Origin of the sequence: Comamonas sp. JNW, assembly GCF_003105075.1 — a bacterium.
Classification (GTDB): domain Bacteria; phylum Pseudomonadota; class Gammaproteobacteria; order Burkholderiales; family Burkholderiaceae_C; genus Comamonas; species Comamonas squillarum.
Window position 1 is genome coordinate 79,788 of sequence record NZ_QETI01000013.1, and the last position, 18,563, is coordinate 98,350.

An 18,563-nucleotide genomic window follows, 5' to 3' on the forward strand; every position below is an offset into this window, starting at 1 on the left:
TGTCGCGTCTAAACCCCTAAGGTTACACTTTTCTCTCGAATACGAATGGCGGCTGAACTACAATCGTAACGCCTTGTATTTGTTGACGCTGTGCGGACGGGCGCTGGCTTTCCCCAGTTGCCTAAAACCAGCGGATATGCCACAACGTCACAGAACATTCACAAACGCCACATACGATTCGTTTTTGAGCGTTTTATAAACCCCTAGGAGCATTCATGCACTTCAAGCGTTTGGTCATCGCTGCCGGTATTGCAGCCACTACCAGCCTGTCCGCCCATGCCGTCACCGAGATTCAATGGTGGCACTCCATGACCGCCGTGAACAACGAATGGGTCAACGACCTGGCCAAGGAGTTCAACGACAGCCAGAAGGAATACAAGGTTGTGCCAACCTTCAAGGGTGTGTACGACGAGTCGATGACGGCAGCGATTGCAGCCTTCCGCTCGGGCAATGCGCCCCACATCCTGCAAGTGTTTGAAGTGGGCACCGCCACGATGATGGCCTCCAAGGGCGCCACCGTGCCCGTGGGCAAGGTGATGTCCGACGCCGGCGTATCCTTCGACCCCAAGGCCTACATCCCAGCCGTGGCCGGTTACTACACCGCACCTAACGGCCAGATGCTGAGCTTCCCGTTCAACAGCTCGACGACCATCTTCTACTACAACAAGGACGCCTTCAAGAAGGCCGGTCTGGACGCGGAAAAGGCGCCCACCACCTGGCCTGAAGTGTTCGCTGCTGCCAAGAAGCTCAAGGAAAGCGGCCACAGCTGCCCGATGACGCTGGCCTGGCAAGGCTGGACCCAGCTGGAGTCCTTCTCCACTTGGCACAACGTCGAGTTCGCGACCGAACAAAACGGTTTGAGCGCCAACGGCTATAAGGCCCGCCTGAAGCTCAACTCGCCCCTGCACGTCAAGCACATCGACAACCTGGCCGCTGCGGCCAAGGCCGGTGAGTTTGTCTACAAGGGCCGTGCCTCCACCGCCCAGGCTTCGTTCACCGCGGGTGAATGCGCGATGATCCAGACCTCGTCCGGTTTCTACGGCGACGTGGCCAAGAACGCCAAGTTTGCCTATGCGCTGGCACCCCTGCCTTACTACCCTGACGTCAAGGGCGCGCCTCAGAACACCGTGATCGGTGGCGCATCGCTGTGGGTGATGGCTGGCAAGAAGTCCGAAGAATACAAGGGCGTGGCCAAGTTCTTCGAATTCCTCTCGCAAACCAAGGTGCAGGCCGCTTCGCACCAGCGCACCGGCTACCTGCCTGTGACGATGGCCGCGTATGACCTGACCGAGAAGTCCGGCTTCTACCAAAAGAACCCTGGCACCGACACCGCCGTGACCCAGATGATCCGCAAGGTGACCGACAACTCGCGTGGTATCCGCCTGGGCAACTACGTACAGATCCGCACCATCGAGGACGAAGAACTCGAACAGGTCTGGGCTGGCAAGAAGACCGGCAAGGAAGCCCTGGACTCCATCGTGTCCCGCGGCAACGAACTGCTGGCCCGCTTCGAAAAGTCGTACAAGCCTTAATCCTTTCATCACATGCGCCCACCCTGCACGCGTAGGGCGGGCGCAGTCGATGAGCCATCGCCCGGCGGCTGCCCTCAGCCCCGGCGGTTTTTTTGTTTTTGAGCTCCATCATGGAAAAACGCGTACTTTTCCGCTCTAAATGGCTGCCCTGGGTGTTGATTGCACCGCAGTTGCTGATCATTGGCATTTTCTTTTTCTGGCCCGCTGGCCAGGCTGTGCTGCAGTCCTTCCAGATGGAAGACGCCTTCGGCATGAGCACCGAATGGGTGGGGCTGGATAATTTCCGCAACCTGTTCGCCGACCCCACCTACCTGAATTCCTTCAAGCGCACCGCCATGTTCTCGGTGCTGGTCGCAGGCGCGGGCATTGCCATCTCGCTGGTGCTGGCCATCTTTGCCGACCGCATCGTGCGCTTTGCGATGGTCTACAAGACCTTGCTGATCGTGCCCTATGCCGTCGCACCTGTCATTGCCGGCGTGCTGTGGGTGTTTCTGTTCTCGCCATCTATCGGCGTGGTCACCTATTACCTGGGCAAGCTGGGCTACAACTGGAACCACATGATGAATGACAACCAGGCGATGGCGCTGATCGTCATGGCCTCGGTGTGGAAGCAGATTTCCTACAACTTCCTGTTCTTCCTCGCGGGCCTGCAGTCCATCCCCAAGGCGCTGATCGAAGCGGCATCGATCGATGGTGCCAGCCCCTGGCGCCGTTTCTGGAACATCCAGCTGCCGCTGCTCTCGCCCACCACCTTCTTCCTGCTGGTGATCAACATCGTGTACGCGTTCTTCGACACCTTCGGCATCATCGATGCGGCAACGCAAGGCGGCCCTGGCCAATCGACCTCGATCCTGGTCTACAAGGTCTACCAGGACGGCTTCAAGGCGCTGGATCTGGGCGGCTCTGCAGCGCAGTCCGTCGTGCTGATGCTGATCGTCATTGTGCTGACCGTGGTGCAGTTCCGCTATGTTGAAAAGAAAGTGCAGTACTGATCATGGTTGACCGCAATCCCTGGCTCAATTTCTTCTCGCACGCCGTGCTGGTGCTCGGCGTGGCGATTGTGGCCTTCCCGCTGTACCTGGCCTTCATCGCATCGACCCACACGGCGGACGCGATCGTGCAGTCCCCCATGCCGCTGCTGCCTGGCGCCCACCTCTGGGAGAACTACCAGGCCGCGCTGTTTGGTTCTGGCAAGCTGGGCTCCAACACCAACGTCATGCACATGATGTGGGTGAGCTTCTGGGTGGCGATGATCATCACCGTCGGCAAGATCGCGATTTCGCTGCTGTCGGCCTTTGCCATCGTCTACTTCCGCTTCCCCTTCAAGATGATCTGCTTCTGGGCGATTTTCCTCACGCTGATGCTGCCCGTTGAAGTGCGGATTCTGCCCACCTACAAGGTCGTGGCGGAACTGGGCCTGCTCAACAGCTATGCCGGCCTGACCCTGCCGCTGATCGCCTCGGCCACCGCCACCTTCCTGTTCCGCCAGTTCTTCCTGACGGTACCCGATGAGCTGGTGGAAGCCGCACGCATCGATGGCGCGGGCGCGATGCGCTTTTTCAAGGACATCCTGGTGCCGCTGTCGCGCACCTCGATCGCTGCGCTGTTCGTGATCCAGTTCATCTACGGCTGGAACCAGTACCTGTGGCCCTTGCTGATGACCACCTCGGAAGACATGTACCCTGTGGTGATCGGCATCAAGCGCATGCTGGCCGGTGGCGAAGCCGCTGTGGACTGGAATATCGTGATGGCCACGGCCATCCTGGCCATGCTGCCGCCGACCCTGGTGGTGATGCTGATGCAAAAGTGGTTTGTCAAAGGTCTGGTGGATACCGAAAAGTAACCCCTCGCCATCTTGTCCCTCCACCATCTTTGACCGATACAACGAAACCTTCTTATGGCTTCCATCTCTCTCAAGAACATTGTCAAACGCTACGGCACCGGCAAATCGGCCGTGCCCGTGATCCATGGCGTCAATGCCGAAATCAAGGACGGTGAATTCATCGTTCTGGTGGGCCCCTCGGGCTGCGGCAAGTCGACCCTGCTGCGCATGATTGCCGGCCTCGAAGAAATCACCGGCGGTGACCTGATGATTGGCGACAAGATCGTCAACAACCTCGAGCCCGCCAAGCGCAACATCGCCATGGTGTTCCAGAACTACGCGCTCTACCCGCACATGAGCAACTACGAGAACATGGCCTATGGCCTGAAGCTCGCCAAGGTGCCCGAGGACGAGATCAAGCGCCGCGTGGACAAGGCTGCCAAGATCCTGGAGCTGTCGCACCTGCTGGACCGCAAGCCGCGCCAGCTGTCGGGCGGCCAGCGCCAGCGCGTGGCCATGGGCCGCGCCATCGTGCGCCAGCCCCAGGTCTTCCTGTTTGACGAGCCGCTGTCCAACCTGGACGCCAAGCTGCGCGGCCAGACCCGCATCGAAATCCAGAAGCTCCACGCCGAGCTGGGCATCACCAGCCTGTTCGTGACCCACGACCAGGTCGAAGCGATGACGCTGGCCCAGCGCATGATCGTGATGAACGGCGGCAATGTCGAGCAGTTCGGCACGCCCGAAGAGGTCTACCACACCCCTGCCTCGACCTTTGTGGCCGGCTTCATCGGCTCGCCGCCGATGAACCTGCTGAAAAATTCTGCCAATGGCAAGGCCGGCCAGATCCTGGGCATCCGCCCTGAGCACATCGACCTGGTGGACTCGGGCGGCTGGGAATTCCAGGTGGAAACCGTGGAACTGCTGGGCGCCGAGCGCCTGCTGTACGGCAAAGTGGGCGGCGAGCAGGTCACCGTGCGGGTGGAAGAAGGCACGCCCTTCCCCAAGCCCGGTGAAGTGGCGCGCATCAGCGCACGCGAAGACCGCCTGCACTGGTTCAATGCGGATACCGGCAAGCGCATCTGAGCGTGGCAAGGCGATGAGCACAACGGCCACGCCTTGGCTCCTGACCTGAACGCTTGAACACCAGCGCCCAAGTGCAGCACTTGTGGCGCTTTTCTTTTTTCTCATCGAGATTGATATGACGCTTTCTAGCAACTGGCCCTATCCACGCTGGGTGGCCCACCGCGGCGCAGGCAAACTGGCGCCTGAGAACACCATGAGCGCCTTCCGCCTGGGCGCCGCGCACGGCTACCGCATGTTCGAGTGCGATGCCAAGCTCAGCCGCGACGGCGTGCTGTTTCTGATGCACGATGCGGACCTGAAACGCACCACCAATGCCCAGGGCACGGGCAGCGACCTGAGCATGGGTGAGCTCGCCCAGCTCGATGCCGGCAGCTGGCATTCGCGCAGCCATGCGGGCGAGAACCTGCCCACCCTCGAGGCGCTGGCCCGCTGGTGCCTGGCCAACCACCTCTTTCTCAATGTCGAGATCAAGCCCACGCCCGGCCAGGAGCTGGAAACAGGCCGTGCCGCCGGTTCGCTGATGAACCGCATCTGGCCGCAAACCGTGGTGCCGCCGCTTTTCACCTCGTTCAAGGCCGATTCGCTGCGCGGCGCCCGCGAAGTGGCAGCGCATATCCCACGCGGCCTGCTGGTCGACAAGCTGGCCGATGGCAGCGGTGACGCCGAGCTGCAGCTGGCGCTGGAGCTGGGCTGCCAGGCGCTGGTGCTCAACCATGCGCTCTGGGATGCCGCGTTGGTGGCCAAGGTCCATGCCGCAGGCCTCTACTGCAGCAGCTACACCGTCAACGACGAATGGGCTGCGCAGCGCCTGATTGACCTGGGCACCGACGGCATCATCACCGACCGGGTGGACCTGTTCAGCCCGGCCCAGGATGGCCCACGGCTTTGAAACACTAAGTGCGCTAGATGCTATATTTTTTATAGCTATACAAAAACCCGGTCATGCCGGGCTTTTTGCGATGGGCCTGCTGTGTCAGTCCATCTTGGTGCCCGAGGCCTTGACCGCCTCGGCCCAGCGCGGCATCTCGCCAGCCAGGAACTGGCTAAACGCTTCCGCACCGAGAAAGGCCGGGTCCGCGCCCTGCTCCACCATGCGCCCGCGCACATCGGGCATCTGCATCACTTGGCCAAAGGCGGCGCTGAGCTGGTTCACCACCTCCTTGGGCGTACCTGCGGGTGCGAGAAAGCCATAGAAGCCCACCACCTCAAAGCCCTTGAGCCCGCTTTCAATAGCCGTGGGCACCTCGGGCAGCGCCGGGTTGCGCTCCTTGCTGGTGACGGCCAGCGCACGCACCTTGCCCTGCTTGTGGTAGGCAGCGGCCTGCGGAATGCTCTCGGCCATGAACTGCACCTGGCCGCCCACCAGATCGGTAAAGGCCGGCGCACTGCCCTTGTAGGGGATATGCACCAGGTCCAGTCCGGTGGCGCTCTTGAACATCTCGGGCACCAGGTGGCTGATGCCGCCATTGCCGGCCGAGCCAAAGTTGACCTTGCCCGGGTGGGCCTTGGCGTAGCTGATGAACTCCTGCAGGTTCTTGGCCGGCACCTTGTTGTTGACCAGCAGGGCCAAGGGCTGCATGGCCGTGCGCGCCACCGGTGTGAAATCGCGCAAGGTGCTGTAGGGCAACTTGGGGTAGAGCGCAGGGTTGATCACCATCACACCGGTATTGGCCAGCATCAAGGTATAGCCATCGGCTGGCGCCTTCATGACATCCTGCGCCCCGACTGCGCCACCGGCACCAGGCTTGTAGTCAACGATGATGGGCTGGCCCAGCACGCCCTGGAGCTTGTCGGTCAGCAGGCGGGCATGCTGGTCCAGCGGGCCGCCAGCGGGAAAGCCGATGACCACGCGCACGGGCTTGGTCGGAAAAGGCTGCTGCGCCTGGGCCGCGGCGCTGAACGCCAGCCCCGTGATGGCTGCCAGGCAGGCGTGTGCAATGTACTTCATGGTCTGTCTCCTTGGGTTTGTTATCGGTAGAGAGGCAGGCCGTGCGAACGCAGCCTGCACAGACCCATCATGACCGGCACACCCCGCTTCTACAACCAGCGCCTGTCTCGCATTTTTTCGGATTGACGCCGCACCCGTCAGGCGGTAGTTGCAGTCGCCTCGGCAGCGCGCGCTGCCTTGCGCCGCCACCACAGCCCCAGCCAGCCCAGGCCTTGCACGGCCACGAGCAGCACCAGCATGTCCAGCGCCAGTTGCGCGGCCCACAGATGCTTGCTCATATCGCGCACGCCTTCGCCCAGCATCACGATGATGACCTGCGAGACCACCAGGAGCGCCAGCAGCAAGCTGCCCACCGCCAGAGGCCGCAAGCGGCCGGCCTGGCGGCTGCGGCTGGCCGCAAACAGTGCCAGTGCCGCCAGCAGGAAGAGGGGCGCCAGCGGCGTGACGATGCGGTCGCGCTGCGCGCTCATGCGCAGCAGCAGGTCGGTGACCGGTTGGGCACCGCCGTCGTGGCGATGGAGGTAGAAGTTACCGGGAAACACATGGAAGTACTGCACGGTGAAATGGCTGGGCAGCGCAAAGCGGGCCAGGCGCCACAGGGTCAGCGGATAGTGCAGATAAGGCCGCAGCACATCGCCCTTGCCCAGCTTGGGCGTGACGGGGTAGCAATCGCGATCCGTGTGCAGCACCTGGGTGCCGCCGGGGCCCGAGAGTGCATTGCCCCAGGCATCGACACCGATGCAGTCCCGGCGCTCGGCCGGCACGCCCAGGCCATCGAGCTGCCCGGGTGTGAGCACCATGTACGAGCCCAGGTAGACGCCATGGTAGGCATTGAGGCTCGCATTCTTGCCGATCAGCAAGGGCACCAGGCACAGCACCTGTACCGCCAGCAGCAGCTTGAGCAGCCCCTTGTCGGGCAGCATGCGCTGCCAGCGGGCGCCCGCCCAGACGCACAACAGCGCCAGCAGCGGCACATAGAAATACTGCACCTTGGCCAGGCCGCACACCAGCGCCCCCAGGCCCAGTCCGACCATCCGCACAGCCCGGCGCGAGGCCAGCAGGCCCAGCAGCAGCAGCGGCAGCGCGATCAGACAGGCGTATTCGGCATAAAAGGATTGGGCCATGCCGATGTTGTGTGCCATGAAGAACACGGCCAGCCAGGCCAGCGCCATGGCCGACCAGCCCAGCGCGCCACGCTGCAGCGCCGCCGCGCATGCCCAGGCCAGCACAGCGGCATAGGCGAGCAGCAGCAGCTTGGCCGCCAGCGCCGTGCGCGAGAGGTCAAACATATTCCCAGGCATAAAGCGCTGCACCCAGCCGGCAAAAGTGAACATGTGCGAGGCCAGCTCCGGATTGCCCGGGGTGCGAAAGGGCCGATCGGGCAGCGCCCAGTGGATGCCGTTGCCCATGGGCGTCAGGTAGAGATGGCCCACCACGCGTTGAAAATCATTGGTATCGGCAAACAGCAAGGCCTGCGAGCCCCAGACTAGCGCAACCGCTGCCGCGCCCACCACCAAGAAGCAGATACAGAAAAGCCACCGGGAGCGGTGGCCAGACAAAGGCGTTGTGGTGGTCATCCCACAATTATGTCTGAATTGTAAAGAAACGTATAGCCAGCGCCGCAGAAAATAATAAGAGCCTCGGTATCAACGCCGCCAGCCACCCAGCACCACCCACTGGCTGCTGGCCAGTGCCATCACCAAAAGCGCATAGCCCATCAGGCTGCCGTCGCGGCCTTGCCACAGCAGCGCGACGAAGAGCGCAGCGCAGCCGACCAGAAAATGCAGCGCCAGCTGGCCATACCAGGGCAGCAGCGGCGTGGCCTTGTGTGCAAACAGCCAGCGGGCAAGCACCAGCAGCAGCGCCAAAAAGGCGGCCGGGGCACAGAAGTTCAGCAGATGCCAGAGGCTGGTGGTGGCAAGCATGGAGCGGACAGGTTGATATAAGTCAAGCTGGTACTGATACGACAAGCAATGGATTTACAGAGATTTTATAATCCCTGGCATGGCAGTTTGGGCCCTGGGCATCAACCACACGACGGCACCGGTCGACATTCGCGGCCGGTTTGCATTTGCACTCGACAAGATTGCGCCAACTTTGCAGAGTTTGCGCAGCACGATCTCGGGTGTGCATAGCCACGCCGGTGTGGAAACCGCCATCCTGTCCACCTGCAACCGCACCGAGATCTACTGCGCCGCCCAAGAGCCGGCGCTTGACCACACCCTGCGCTGGCTGGCCCAAAACGGCGACCTGCCCGCCGAGGCGCTGAAAAACTACACCTACACCCTGCAAAACGACCTGGCCGCCCGCCACGCTTTTCGCGTCGCCAGTGGGCTGGACTCGATGGTGCTGGGCGAGGCCCAGATCCTGGGCCAGATGAAGAACGCCGTGCGTGCGGCTGAAGAAGCCGGCTCGCTGGGCACCACGCTCAACCAGCTGTTCCAGCGCAGCTTTGCCGTCGCCAAGGAAGTGCGCAGCGCCACCGAAATTGGCGCGCACAGCATCAGCATGGCCGCTGCTGCCGTGCGCCTGGCCGGCCAGCTGTTTGAAGACCTGACCAAGATCCGCGTGCTGTTTGTTGGCGCTGGCGAGATGATTGAGCTGTGCGCCACCCATTTCGCGGCCAAGCAGCCGGCCCACATCACGGTGGCCAACCGCACCTTGGAGCGCGGCGAAAAACTGGCGGGCCACTTTGGCGCCAGCACCATGCGCCTGGCCGATCTGCCCGACCACCTGCACGAATACGACGCCATCATCAGCTGCACCGCATCGAGCCTGCCGATCATCGGCCTGGGCGCGGTCGAGAGCGCGCTGAAAAAACGCAAGCGCCGCCCGATCTTCATGGTGGACCTGGCCGTCCCCCGCGATATCGAGGGCGAGGTCAAGAACCTGGGCGATGTCTACCTCTACACCGTGGACGACCTGGCCCATGTGGTCAAGGCCGGCCAGGAGCAGCGCCAGGCGGCCGTCGTGCAGGCCGAAACCATCATCGATGCCGGCGTGCAGCGCTTCATGCACTGGATGGATCAGCGTGCCCCCGAAGGCGGCGCTGTGCCGCTGATCCAGCAGATCAATGCGCAGGCCGACGTCTGGCGTGCGCTGGAGATCGAGCGCGCAAAAAAGCGCCTGGCCAAGGGCGAAGACATGGACGCGGTGCTCGATGCACTGACACGCGGCCTGTCGCAAAAGATTCTGCACGGCACCATGGCCGAGCTGCACGCGGGCGACGCCCAGGCGCGTGCCCAGACGGCTGACATGGTCTCGCGCCTGTTTCTGCGCAGCCAACGCGGCGGCGGCAACGGCCACCAATCGGGTTTGTAGCGACGCTGCGCGGCTTGGCCGCCCTTTGCTCGCCCTCCTCGCCCCTCTTCTCCTTACTCGGCCTGCACTTTTTTTGATCTCTGCTTTTTTGCAGCGCATGCGCAGGCCCTGCCTTATCAGGTCGCCATGAAAGACTTTCTCCGCCAACAGCTGGAACGCTATGCCGAGCGCCTCAATGAGCTCAATTTTCTGCTCTCGCGCGAGGACATCATGGCCAACATGCCGCAGTTCCTCAAGCTCTCGCGCGAACACACCGATGTCGCCGCCGTGGCCGAGCGCTTTGCGCGCTACCAGCAGATCGAATCCGATATCGAAGGCGCCAAGGAAATGCTGGCCGACCCGGACATGGCCGACATGGCGCGCGAAGAGATCAGCAGCGGCGAGGCCGAGCTGCAACAGTTGGCCGCGCAGCTGCAGCGCATGCTGCTGCCCAAGGACCCCGACGATGCCCGCCCCGCTTTTGTCGAAGTGCGGGCCGGCACCGGCGGTGATGAATCGGCGCTGTTTGCCGGCGATATCACGCGCATGTACACGCGCTACGCCGAGCGCATGGGCTGGCGCGTCGAGATCATGAGCGCCAACGAGGCCGAGCTGGGAGGCTACAAGGAAGTGGTGCTGCGCATTGACGGCGGCGACAACGTCTATGGCACCTTGCGCTTTGAATCGGGCGGCCACCGCGTGCAGCGCGTGCCCGCCACCGAAACCCAGGGCCGCATCCACACCAGCGCCTGCACCGTGGCGGTGATGCCCGAGCCCGATGAGCAGCAGGCCATCACCCTGAACCCGGCCGATCTGCGCATCGACACCTTCCGCGCCAGCGGCGCCGGTGGCCAGCACATCAACAAGACCGACTCGGCCGTGCGCATCGTCCACTTGCCCACCGGCATCGTCGCCGAATGCCAGGACGGCCGCAGCCAGCACAGCAACAAGGCCAAGGCGTTGCAGGTGCTGCAGGCCCGTATCCAGGAAAAAGAGCGCAGCGAGCGCGCTGCCAAGGAAGCGGCGATGCGCAAGGGCCTGATCGGCTCGGGTGATCGCTCAGACCGCATCCGCACCTACAACTTTCCCCAGGGCCGGGTCACCGACCACCGCATCAACCTGACCTTGTACAAGCTGAGTTTCATCATGGACGGTGACCTCAGCGAACTGATGGAAGCGCTGCAGTCCGAACGCGAGGCCGAATTGCTGGCCGAGCTGGAAGTCAACCAATAAGGCCTGCGATGCCCAGCCACCACCCCGGTTTTGCAGGGCGCGCGGCCTGGCGTGCTGCGGGATACATGGCGCTGGCCTTGGCCGCGAGCAGCGCCTCGGCGCAGCTGGCGCGCAAGCCTTCGATGTACGAGGATGGCCGCGCGCCGCAAGAGCTGATCGCCAGGCCAGGCAGCCCCTCACCGGCGCAGGCCATGGGAAACCACAGCAGCCAGCCCTTTGCCGCTGATCTGATGAGCCATGCCGCCTTTGACCAGCTGGCGCGCGTCTACAACGCCGGCACGCCGCTGGCCCAGCCCCATGTGATCTTTGTGATCGACCGCCAGGCACAGCCTGCAGCGCGGCTGTACTTCATCAACACCCCACGCTTTCAGCTGCACGACCGCTTTTTGCGCGAGCAAGGCCTGCTGCGTGGCGGCAGGGAGGCGCTGAACCGCAACTACCGCGTCGCAGAGCGCCGCTTTATCCTGGGCACCCTGAGCTGGCAGCCGCAGATCGACGGCTTTGTCTATGAATTCTGGGAAGGCGACCAGCTGACCGCCAGCCTGCTGCGCGAAACCGAGGCCCAGCTGCGCAGCCACTTTTTTGCAGCGGTGCAGTTCAAGGCCAATGCCAGCGCGCAAGAGCAGGTGGCTGCCACTGCAGGCATCCCCGCAGTGACGCAAAGCGCGCTGATCGGCCAGCAACGCTTTTTACCGCTGAACCCGGGCCAGGCCGTGGGCCGCCTGCGTTTGGTGGACGATATCGACCAAGTCCATGACCTGCTGCCCAGCGACATCGTCGTGCTGCGCCAGGTGCCCATCGCGCTGCCGCCTGTGGCAGGCGTGCTGACCGAGCAGCCTTCGACCATGGTTTCGCACGTGAACCTGCTGGCCAAAGGCTGGGGCGTACCCAACGCCTATGTGCGCGATGCCAGCCAGCTGCTGGCGGCGTACAACGGCCAATGGGTGCACTTGGCGGTCAGCGCCAAGGACTACCAGCTGCGTGCCGCCACCGATGCCGAGCGCGACCAAGCCATAACGCGATCAAAAATCAAACGCAGCATCGCCGGCGCCAGCATCCAGAAAGACACCCACAGCACCGCACTGCAGCCTCTGGCCGCCCTGCGCGCTGCCAACCGCCGCCAGTGCGGGGCCAAGGCTGCCAACCTGGGAGAAGTGCGGCATGCGGGCATTGCCGGGGTCAGCGTGCCCGATGGTTTTTGCCTGCCCTTTGGCGCCTATGCCACCGCGATGCAGCGTTTTGGCCTGGCCGAAAAAGTCGCGCGCATGCAGCAGCAGCCGGGCTTTGACAGCGACGCCGCCGTGCGGCGCAATGCGCTGGCTGCGCTGCGCGCCGAGATCGAACAGATGCCGCTCGATGCCGCATTTGCCAGCAGCCTGCAGGCGCGCTGGACCAGCCAGCTGCAGCAGGCCGGCGTGTTTGTGCGCAGCTCGTCAAGCTCAGAGGATTTGCCCGGCTTCAGTGGCGCGGGCCTCTACACCACGGTCCCCCATGTGAAGGGCGAAGCAGCCTTGCTCGATGCCGTGCGCAAGGTCTGGGCCTCGGTCTTCAACTTCGAGGCCTGGGAGGCGCGCCGTGCCGCTGGCATTGCGCAGGATGCCGTCGCGATGGCGGCGCTGGTGCAGCAGGCGTTGGACTCCGAGGCCTCGGGCGTCATGGTCACGCGCGACCCGCTGGGCGGCACCCCGCACAGCATCTTTATCGCCGCCAAGCGCGGCATTGGCATCCGCGTGGTGGAAGGCCGGCGCGTGGCAGAGCAGGTGCTGTACTCGCGCCGCAGCCAGGCCGTGCAGGTGCTCAGCCGCTCGGCCGAGGACACCGAGCTGCGCCTGGCGCCCGGCGGCGGCGTGCAGGAGGTGGCCGTGGCGCAGCGCCAGGTGCTCAGCGATGCGCTGGTCAAACGTCTGGCCCATGCCGGCGCTGCGATCGAAAAGCAGTTTGGCGGCCGCACCCAGGATATTGAATGGGCCATTGCCGGTGGCCAGATCCTGGTCCTGCAATCTCGGCCCTTTGTGCAGGCCGCCCGCCCATAAGCGGCAGCAACAGCGAATCGCGTATCGACATGAATGCCTCCACCCCCGACACCCCCATCACGCTCACCCAGGCGCTGGCGCAAGCCGCTGCGCTGGGCATCGCCCGTATCGATGCGCAGATGCTGCTGCTCCACCTCTGCGGCCAGCCCACCCATGCGCGCGCCTGGCTCATCACCCATGATGGCGATCGCCTGAGCAGCGCGCAGACTGCGCAGTGGCAGCAGTGGCTGCAGCGCCGCGCCGATGGCGAACCGGTGGCCTACCTGACGGGCCACAAAGGCTTTTACGGGCTGGACCTGGCCGTGGACGGCCGCGTGCTGGACCCGCGCCCCGATACCGAAACCCTGGTGGACTGGGCGCTGGAGCTGCTGCCCGATGCCGCCCCGGGCCAGCCGGCCTTGCGCCTGGCCGACCTGGGCACCGGCAGCGGCGCGATTGCACTGGCCTTGCAGCATGCGCTGCCCGCCGCCGAGGTCTGGGCGGTCGATGCCAGCACCGATGCGCTGGCCGTTGCCCAGGCCAATGCGGCGCGGCTGCAGCTGCCGCTGCGCTTTGCGCACAGCCACTGGCTGTCGGCGCTGCAAGGACCGTTTGATGCCCTCGTCAGCAACCCGCCCTACATCCGCGACGACGACCCGCACATGCCCGCGCTGCGCCATGAGCCGCGCCAGGCGCTCACCAGCGGGGCCGATGGCCTGGACGACATCCGCCATATCGTCGATGCGGCACCCGCATACCTGCGCGTGGGCGGCTGGCTGCTGATCGAGCATGGCTGGGACCAGGCAGAAGCGGTGCGTTCACTGCTGGCCCAGCGCGGTTTTGCCCAGGTGCAAAGCCGCAAGGACCTCGCAGGCATCGAGCGCGCCAGCGGCGGACAATGGCCTTCCGTGAAATAATAGTGACCATGCCCGCGCTTGAACTGCGGCAAAACGCCCGCATTTGGGTAGCTCATCCAAGCGCTGACCCGATTACATTGCAACCCACACGCCCCGACGGAGCCCATCCATGAGCGATACCCAACAACGCATCGACCAGCTGATCAAAGGCCATGACATCGTGCTGTTCATGAAGGGAACGGCCAGCTTTCCGCAATGCGGATTCTCCGGCCGTGCCATTCAGATTCTCAAAGCCAGTGGCGTGGAGACCCGTGGTCTGACCACCGTCAATGTGCTCGAAGACCCCGAGATCCGCCAAGGCATCAAGGACTACAGCCAGTGGCCCACGATCCCGCAGCTGTATGTCAAAGGTGAATTCATCGGCGGCTCGGACATCATGATGGAGATGTACGAATCGGGCGAGCTGCAGCAACTGGTGGCCACGCTCTGATCGTCTAGCGCCCGAGTTGGCCAGCCGCAACCAAGCCGCCTTGTGAGGCGGCTTTTTTGTGCCCGGCTAGCGCCGCAGACCCGCGTGCAGGGCGGTGCGATGGCAACACACAATGGCCTTGCCCGCAGCCATAGCCGGTCGGCTGGGGTAAGCTTGACACCCGCAGCACCACCGCGCATCGCCCGCCCGCTATGGGCCTCCAGCGCCTGCTGCCAAAAGCACTTGCCAGTCTCCAGACGGGCATGCGACCATTGAACACCGATTCAAACCGGTGGCGCACCGCGCGCCACCACCGCTTTTGCCGAAAAATGTGAGCAGCCGGTCTGCACTGCTCCCACATGGATGTCTATGAATCTTACGCAGAGTCTCTTTGTCATTGCCTTGCTGATCAGCTTGAGCGCCTTTTTCTCCATGGCGGAGATATCGCTGGCCGCCTCGCGCCGCCTGCGATTGCGGCAGATGGTCGATGACGGAGACCCGCGTGCAGAGCGTGTGATGAAGGTCCAGGAGCAGCCCGGTGAGTACTTCACCGTCGTGCAGGTGGGCCAGAATGCGGTGGCCATTCTCGGCGGTATCGTTGGCGAAGGGGCGCTCAGTCCCTTTGTCTCAGGCATCGCCAGCCGCTGGCTGGAGCCGGCCACCGCGCAGACCATCGGTTTTCTGTTCTCGTTCACCGTGGTCACTTCGCTGTTCATTTTGCTCGCCGATCTGCTGCCCAAGCGCTTGTCGATGGCTGAGCCCGAGGCGCTGGCGCTGCGCGTCTCGCGCCCCATGCAGTGGTGCATGACCCTTTTCAAACCCGTGGTCTGGTTCTACAGCAAGGCGGCCGATGGCCTGTTTCGCCTGCTGGGCCTGTCGACGATCCGCGATGAAAAAATCACCTATGAAGACATTTTGGCGATGACCGAGGCCGGCGCCAAGGCCGGTGTGCTGGCCGCGCAGGAGCAGCAGGTGATCGCCAATCTGTTCGAACTCGATACGCGCACCGTCGGCTCGGCGATGACCCAGCGCGACCGCATCGCCTTCTTCTACCAGGACGACAGCGACGACATCATCCGCGCCCGCATTGCCGAGGAACCCTTTTCGACCTACCCGGTCTGCGCCGGGGACATCGACCATGTGGTCGGCTATGTCGATGCCAAGGACCTGTTCCAGCGCGCGCTCAACAACCTGCCGATGAAGCTGCGGGACGAGGACCTGGTCAAAAAGGCCCTGGTCATCCCCGACCGGCTGACCTTGGCCGAAGTACTGCAGCAGTTCCGCCAGGCGCATGAGGACTTTGCCATCATCGTCAATGAGTACAGCCTGGTGGTCGGCGTGGTCACGCTCAACGATGTGATGAGCACCGTCATGGGCGACCTGATGGGCCCGGTCGATGAGGAGCTGATCGTGCGCCGCGACGAGACCTCGTGGCTGATCGACGGCATCACCCCCATCGAGGATGTGGAGCGAACCTTGCTGCTGGACGACCTGCCGCATTCCGACGAGTACGAGACCCTGGGCGGCTTCTTGATGGTGATGCTGCGCCGCATCCCGCGCCGCACCGACAAGGTGGTCTGGGGCAAGTACCAGTTCGAGGTGATGGACGTGGACAGCTACCGCATCGACCAGGTGCTGGTCACCATCGTGGACCCCAACAAGGTGCCCGATTCACCGCTGCCGCCGGCCACTGGCAGCCTGGTCGCCTGACACCTACCAAGCCTTTAGCCCGATGAAAAAGCCACCGCATGCGGTGGCTATCTTTGTGCGGCAGCGCTGGCAGGCGCCGCGGACCTTCGTCTTCAGGCTTCGACCTTGTTCTCGAACAGCCACTGGCGCTGCGCGCCGTAGACCAGGTTGGGGTAGGTGTCCTTGCCACGGCTGCCGTTGTAGCGGCCCAGCGCCATGAACAAATCGCCCTTCTCGCGGTCCAGGTAGTGGCGCAAAATCACGCAGCCAAAGCGCAGATTGGTCTGCATATGGAACAGCTTGGCCGGGTCGCCATCGCCGATCACCCGGGTCCAGAACGGCATCACCTGCATGTAACCGCGAGCCCCGACATTGGACATCGCGAACTTGCGAAATCCGCTCTCGACCTGGATCAGGCCCAGCACCAGCGATTCATCGAGGCGCGCACGCCGAGCCTCGTACCAGACGGTCTGCAGAAAATCGCGGCGCACTTCCCAGTCCGGTTTGCGCCGGCGCAGGCGGTCGCTCATCGCGCCCAACCAGCGCAGGTAGACGATCTTGGCCTCGGTCGAGACAAACACCGGCTCCGGTGGCGCGGCGCTGCCGATCGCTGCCGTGAGTGCCGAGCGCACCGAGTCGATCAGGGGCTCTTCCAACTGGCCACCGGCCAGCGCAGCCTGCGGCGCAGCCAGCCAGGCGCCTGGCCCGGCCAGCAACGATGCCATGGCCGCGCGGCGTGATACGCCCGCAGGTAAAGCAATGCGTGAGCCTGACATCCTCGATCGATCCCTCTGTGACTGTATTTGTGCTGTGCCTGCGGCAGGGGCTGCGCGTGCAGCCCATGGCCCGCATCAGGCCAGGCGGCTGGTGAGGAAGCTGAACACCTCGTCCACAGGCACCTTGGTGGCGGCGGTCTCGCGGCGCTGCTGGTACTCGACCATGCCTTCTTGCAGGCCCCGGTCGCCCAGCACCACGCGGTGCGGCACGCCAATCAGCTCCCAATCGGCCAGCATCGCGCCCGGGCGCTCGCCGCGGTCGTCCAGTATCACATCGACGCCAGCAGCCAACAAGTCCGCGTGTAGCTTTTCAGCCGCAGTCTTGACTGCTTCGCTGCGGTCCATGCCGATGGGGCAGATCACCACGGTGAAGGGGGCAATCGCGTCCGGCCAAATGATGCCGCGCTCGTCGTGGTTCTGCTCCACGGCGGCTGCTGGCAAGCGGGTCACGCCAATGCCGTAGCAGCCCATTTCGAACTCGCTGGGCTTGCCATTTTCGGCCAGGAAGGTGGCCTTCATCGCCTTGGAGTACTTGGTGCCCAGGTAGAACACATGGCCGATCTCGATACCACGCTCGATGGCCAGCTCGCCCTGGCCGTCTGGCGACAGGTCGCCCGCCACCACATTGCGCAGATCGGCGACCACGGCCGGCTCGGGCAGGTCACGGCCCCAGTTCACACCGGTCAGGTGGTAGTCGGCCTCGTTGGCGCCGCAGACCCAGTCGGCCATCACGGCGACATCGCGGTCCACCACGAGCTTGACGGGCTTTTGCAGGCCGATCGGGCCCAGGTAGCCCGGCTGGCAGCCAAAGTGCTCCTCGATCTCACTCACTGTCGCAAAACGGAAGTTGGCCAGGCCCTCGACCTTGCCGACCTTGATCTCGTTCATGTCATGGTCGCCGCGCAGCAGCAGCAGCCAGACCTGCGAGCCCAGGATGTCGCCCTTGTCATTGGTCTCGTCGGTGGCCAGCACCAGCGATTTGACGGTGTTGGCCAGCGGCAGGTTCAGCAGCTGGGCCACATCGGCGCAGGTGCTCTTGCCAGGCGTAGCCGTCTTGGTCATGGCCTGCACGGCAGCCGCACGGGGCTGGGTGGGCGCCAGGCTTTCAGCCTTTTCGATATTGGCGGCGTAGTCGCTGTTGGGGCAGTAGACAATCGCGTCCTCGCCGGTCGCGGCAATCACCTGGAACTCTTCGCTCAGGTCGCCGCCGATGGCGCCACTGTCCGCACGCACGGCGCGGTACTGCAGGCCAAAACGGTCAAAGATGCGCTTGTAGGCAGCGCGCATGGTCTGGTAGCTGATCTGGGCGGCGTCGCGGTCCTTGTCGAAGGAATAGGCGTCCTTCATGATGAACTCGCGGCCCCGCATCAGGCCAAAGCGGGGACGGCGCTCGTCGCGGAACTTGGTCTGAATCTGGTAGAGGTTCTTGGGCAGCTGCTTGTAGCTCTTGAACTCCTGGCGCGCGATGTCGGTCACCACCTCCTCGCTGGTAGGCTGGATGACAAAGTCACGCGCGTGGCGGTCCTGGATGCGCAGCAGCTCGGCGCCCATCTTGTCAAAGCGGCCAGTCTCCTGCCACAGCTCGGCGGGCTGCACCACGGGCATGGTCACCTCGATGGCGCCGGCGCGGTTCATCTCTTCGCGCACGATGGCCTCGACCTTGCGGATCACGCGCAGACCCATCGGCATGTAGTTGTAGATGCCGGCGCCAAGCTTCTTGATCATGCCGGCGCGCGTCATCAGCTGGTGGCTGGCGATTTCAGCGTCCGCAGGCGCTTCTTTCAGGGTCGAGATGAGAAATTGCGAAGCTTTCATAGTCTATGACAATGGACCTAGTAGTTG

Annotated in this window: 16 protein-coding genes; 11 read left to right on the forward strand and 5 right to left on the reverse strand. The window is 63.7% G+C overall.

From position 1 onward, the window contains the following. Nucleotides 1-215 precede the first annotated feature (215 nt). The 5 genes from ugpB to ugpQ all read left to right on the forward strand — a co-directional run bounded on the left by ugpB (nt 216) and on the right by ugpQ (nt 5,326). A complete protein-coding gene (gene ugpB / locus DCO45_RS17720; RefSeq protein ID WP_116927065.1) occupies nt 216-1,532 on the forward strand; it encodes a sn-glycerol-3-phosphate ABC transporter substrate-binding protein UgpB in 1,317 nt (438 codons plus the stop codon). Between the two features lie 110 nt (nt 1,533-1,642). Further along, entirely contained in the window at nt 1,643-2,524 is an 882-nt protein-coding gene (gene ugpA / locus DCO45_RS17725) for a sn-glycerol-3-phosphate ABC transporter permease UgpA (protein WP_116927108.1), read from the forward strand. Nucleotides 2,525-2,526: 2 nt separating this feature from the next. Continuing rightward, the gene (gene ugpE, locus DCO45_RS17730) at nt 2,527-3,375 is read left to right on the forward strand and encodes a sn-glycerol-3-phosphate ABC transporter permease UgpE (protein ID WP_116927066.1); all 849 of its coding nucleotides are present in this window, start codon (nt 2,527-2,529) and stop codon (nt 3,373-3,375) included. 54 nt (nt 3,376-3,429) lie between these two features. Next, nucleotides 3,430-4,437, forward strand: coding sequence for a sn-glycerol-3-phosphate import ATP-binding protein UgpC (locus DCO45_RS17735; RefSeq protein WP_116927067.1), 1,008 nt, complete (start codon nt 3,430-3,432; stop codon nt 4,435-4,437). Between the two features lie 115 nt (nt 4,438-4,552). Next, nucleotides 4,553-5,326 (forward strand): glycerophosphodiester phosphodiesterase, encoded by a 774-nt coding sequence (gene ugpQ / locus DCO45_RS17740; protein WP_116927109.1) that lies wholly within the window; start codon nt 4,553-4,555, stop codon nt 5,324-5,326. An 84-nt stretch (nt 5,327-5,410) separates the two neighbouring features. Here the strand turns inward: ugpQ and DCO45_RS17745 are convergent, their stop codons facing one another. From DCO45_RS17745 to DCO45_RS17755, 3 genes are all read right to left on the reverse strand, one after another. Beyond that, nucleotides 5,411-6,385, reverse strand: coding sequence for a tripartite tricarboxylate transporter substrate binding protein (locus tag DCO45_RS17745; protein ID WP_116927068.1), 975 nt, complete (start codon nt 6,383-6,385; stop codon nt 5,411-5,413). 137 nt (nt 6,386-6,522) lie between these two features. Beyond that, nucleotides 6,523-7,962 carry a hypothetical protein gene (locus DCO45_RS17750; RefSeq protein WP_133248195.1) on the reverse strand — a complete coding sequence of 480 codons (1,440 nt, stop codon included), beginning with the start codon at nt 7,960-7,962 and terminating at the stop codon, nt 6,523-6,525. Between the two features lie 69 nt (nt 7,963-8,031). Then, nucleotides 8,032-8,310, reverse strand: coding sequence for a hypothetical protein (locus tag DCO45_RS17755; protein WP_116927070.1), 279 nt, complete (start codon nt 8,308-8,310; stop codon nt 8,032-8,034). A 79-nt stretch (nt 8,311-8,389) separates the two neighbouring features. Here DCO45_RS17755 and hemA point away from each other — a divergent pair, with 79 nt between their 5' ends. The 6 genes from hemA (at nt 8,390) to DCO45_RS17785 (ending at nt 15,966) form a co-directional block, all read left to right on the forward strand. Then, nucleotides 8,390-9,706, forward strand: coding sequence for a glutamyl-tRNA reductase (gene hemA, locus DCO45_RS17760; RefSeq protein ID WP_116927071.1), 1,317 nt, complete (start codon nt 8,390-8,392; stop codon nt 9,704-9,706). Nucleotides 9,707-9,832: 126 nt separating this feature from the next. Further along, nucleotides 9,833-10,918 carry a peptide chain release factor 1 gene (prfA, locus tag DCO45_RS17765; protein ID WP_116927072.1) on the forward strand — a complete coding sequence of 362 codons (1,086 nt, stop codon included), beginning with the start codon at nt 9,833-9,835 and terminating at the stop codon, nt 10,916-10,918. Between the two features lie 8 nt (nt 10,919-10,926). Next, entirely contained in the window at nt 10,927-12,951 is a 2,025-nt protein-coding gene (locus DCO45_RS17770; RefSeq protein WP_243419407.1) for a PEP/pyruvate-binding domain-containing protein, read from the forward strand. A 29-nt stretch (nt 12,952-12,980) separates the two neighbouring features. Beyond that, the gene (gene prmC, locus DCO45_RS17775; protein WP_116927073.1) at nt 12,981-13,847 is read left to right on the forward strand and encodes a peptide chain release factor N(5)-glutamine methyltransferase; all 867 of its coding nucleotides are present in this window, start codon (nt 12,981-12,983) and stop codon (nt 13,845-13,847) included. Between the two features lie 109 nt (nt 13,848-13,956). Then, complete coding sequence (grxD, locus tag DCO45_RS17780; RefSeq protein ID WP_116927074.1) at nt 13,957-14,277, forward strand: Grx4 family monothiol glutaredoxin; 321 nt, start codon at nt 13,957-13,959, stop codon at nt 14,275-14,277. Nucleotides 14,278-14,625: 348 nt separating this feature from the next. Then, nucleotides 14,626-15,966, forward strand: coding sequence for a hemolysin family protein (locus tag DCO45_RS17785; RefSeq protein WP_116927075.1), 1,341 nt, complete (start codon nt 14,626-14,628; stop codon nt 15,964-15,966). A 92-nt stretch (nt 15,967-16,058) separates the two neighbouring features. Here the strand turns inward: DCO45_RS17785 and DCO45_RS17790 are convergent, their stop codons facing one another. Both DCO45_RS17790 and DCO45_RS17795 read right to left on the reverse strand, forming a co-directional pair. Then, on the reverse strand, nt 16,059-16,670 hold the full coding sequence (locus tag DCO45_RS17790) for a lytic transglycosylase domain-containing protein (RefSeq protein ID WP_232539431.1): 612 nt from the start codon (nt 16,668-16,670) through the stop codon (nt 16,059-16,061). Between the two features lie 126 nt (nt 16,671-16,796). Then, nucleotides 16,797-18,536, reverse strand: a complete 1,740-nt coding sequence (locus tag DCO45_RS17795) for a proline--tRNA ligase (protein WP_116927076.1) — start codon at nt 18,534-18,536, stop codon at nt 16,797-16,799. Nucleotides 18,537-18,563 lie beyond the last annotated feature (27 nt).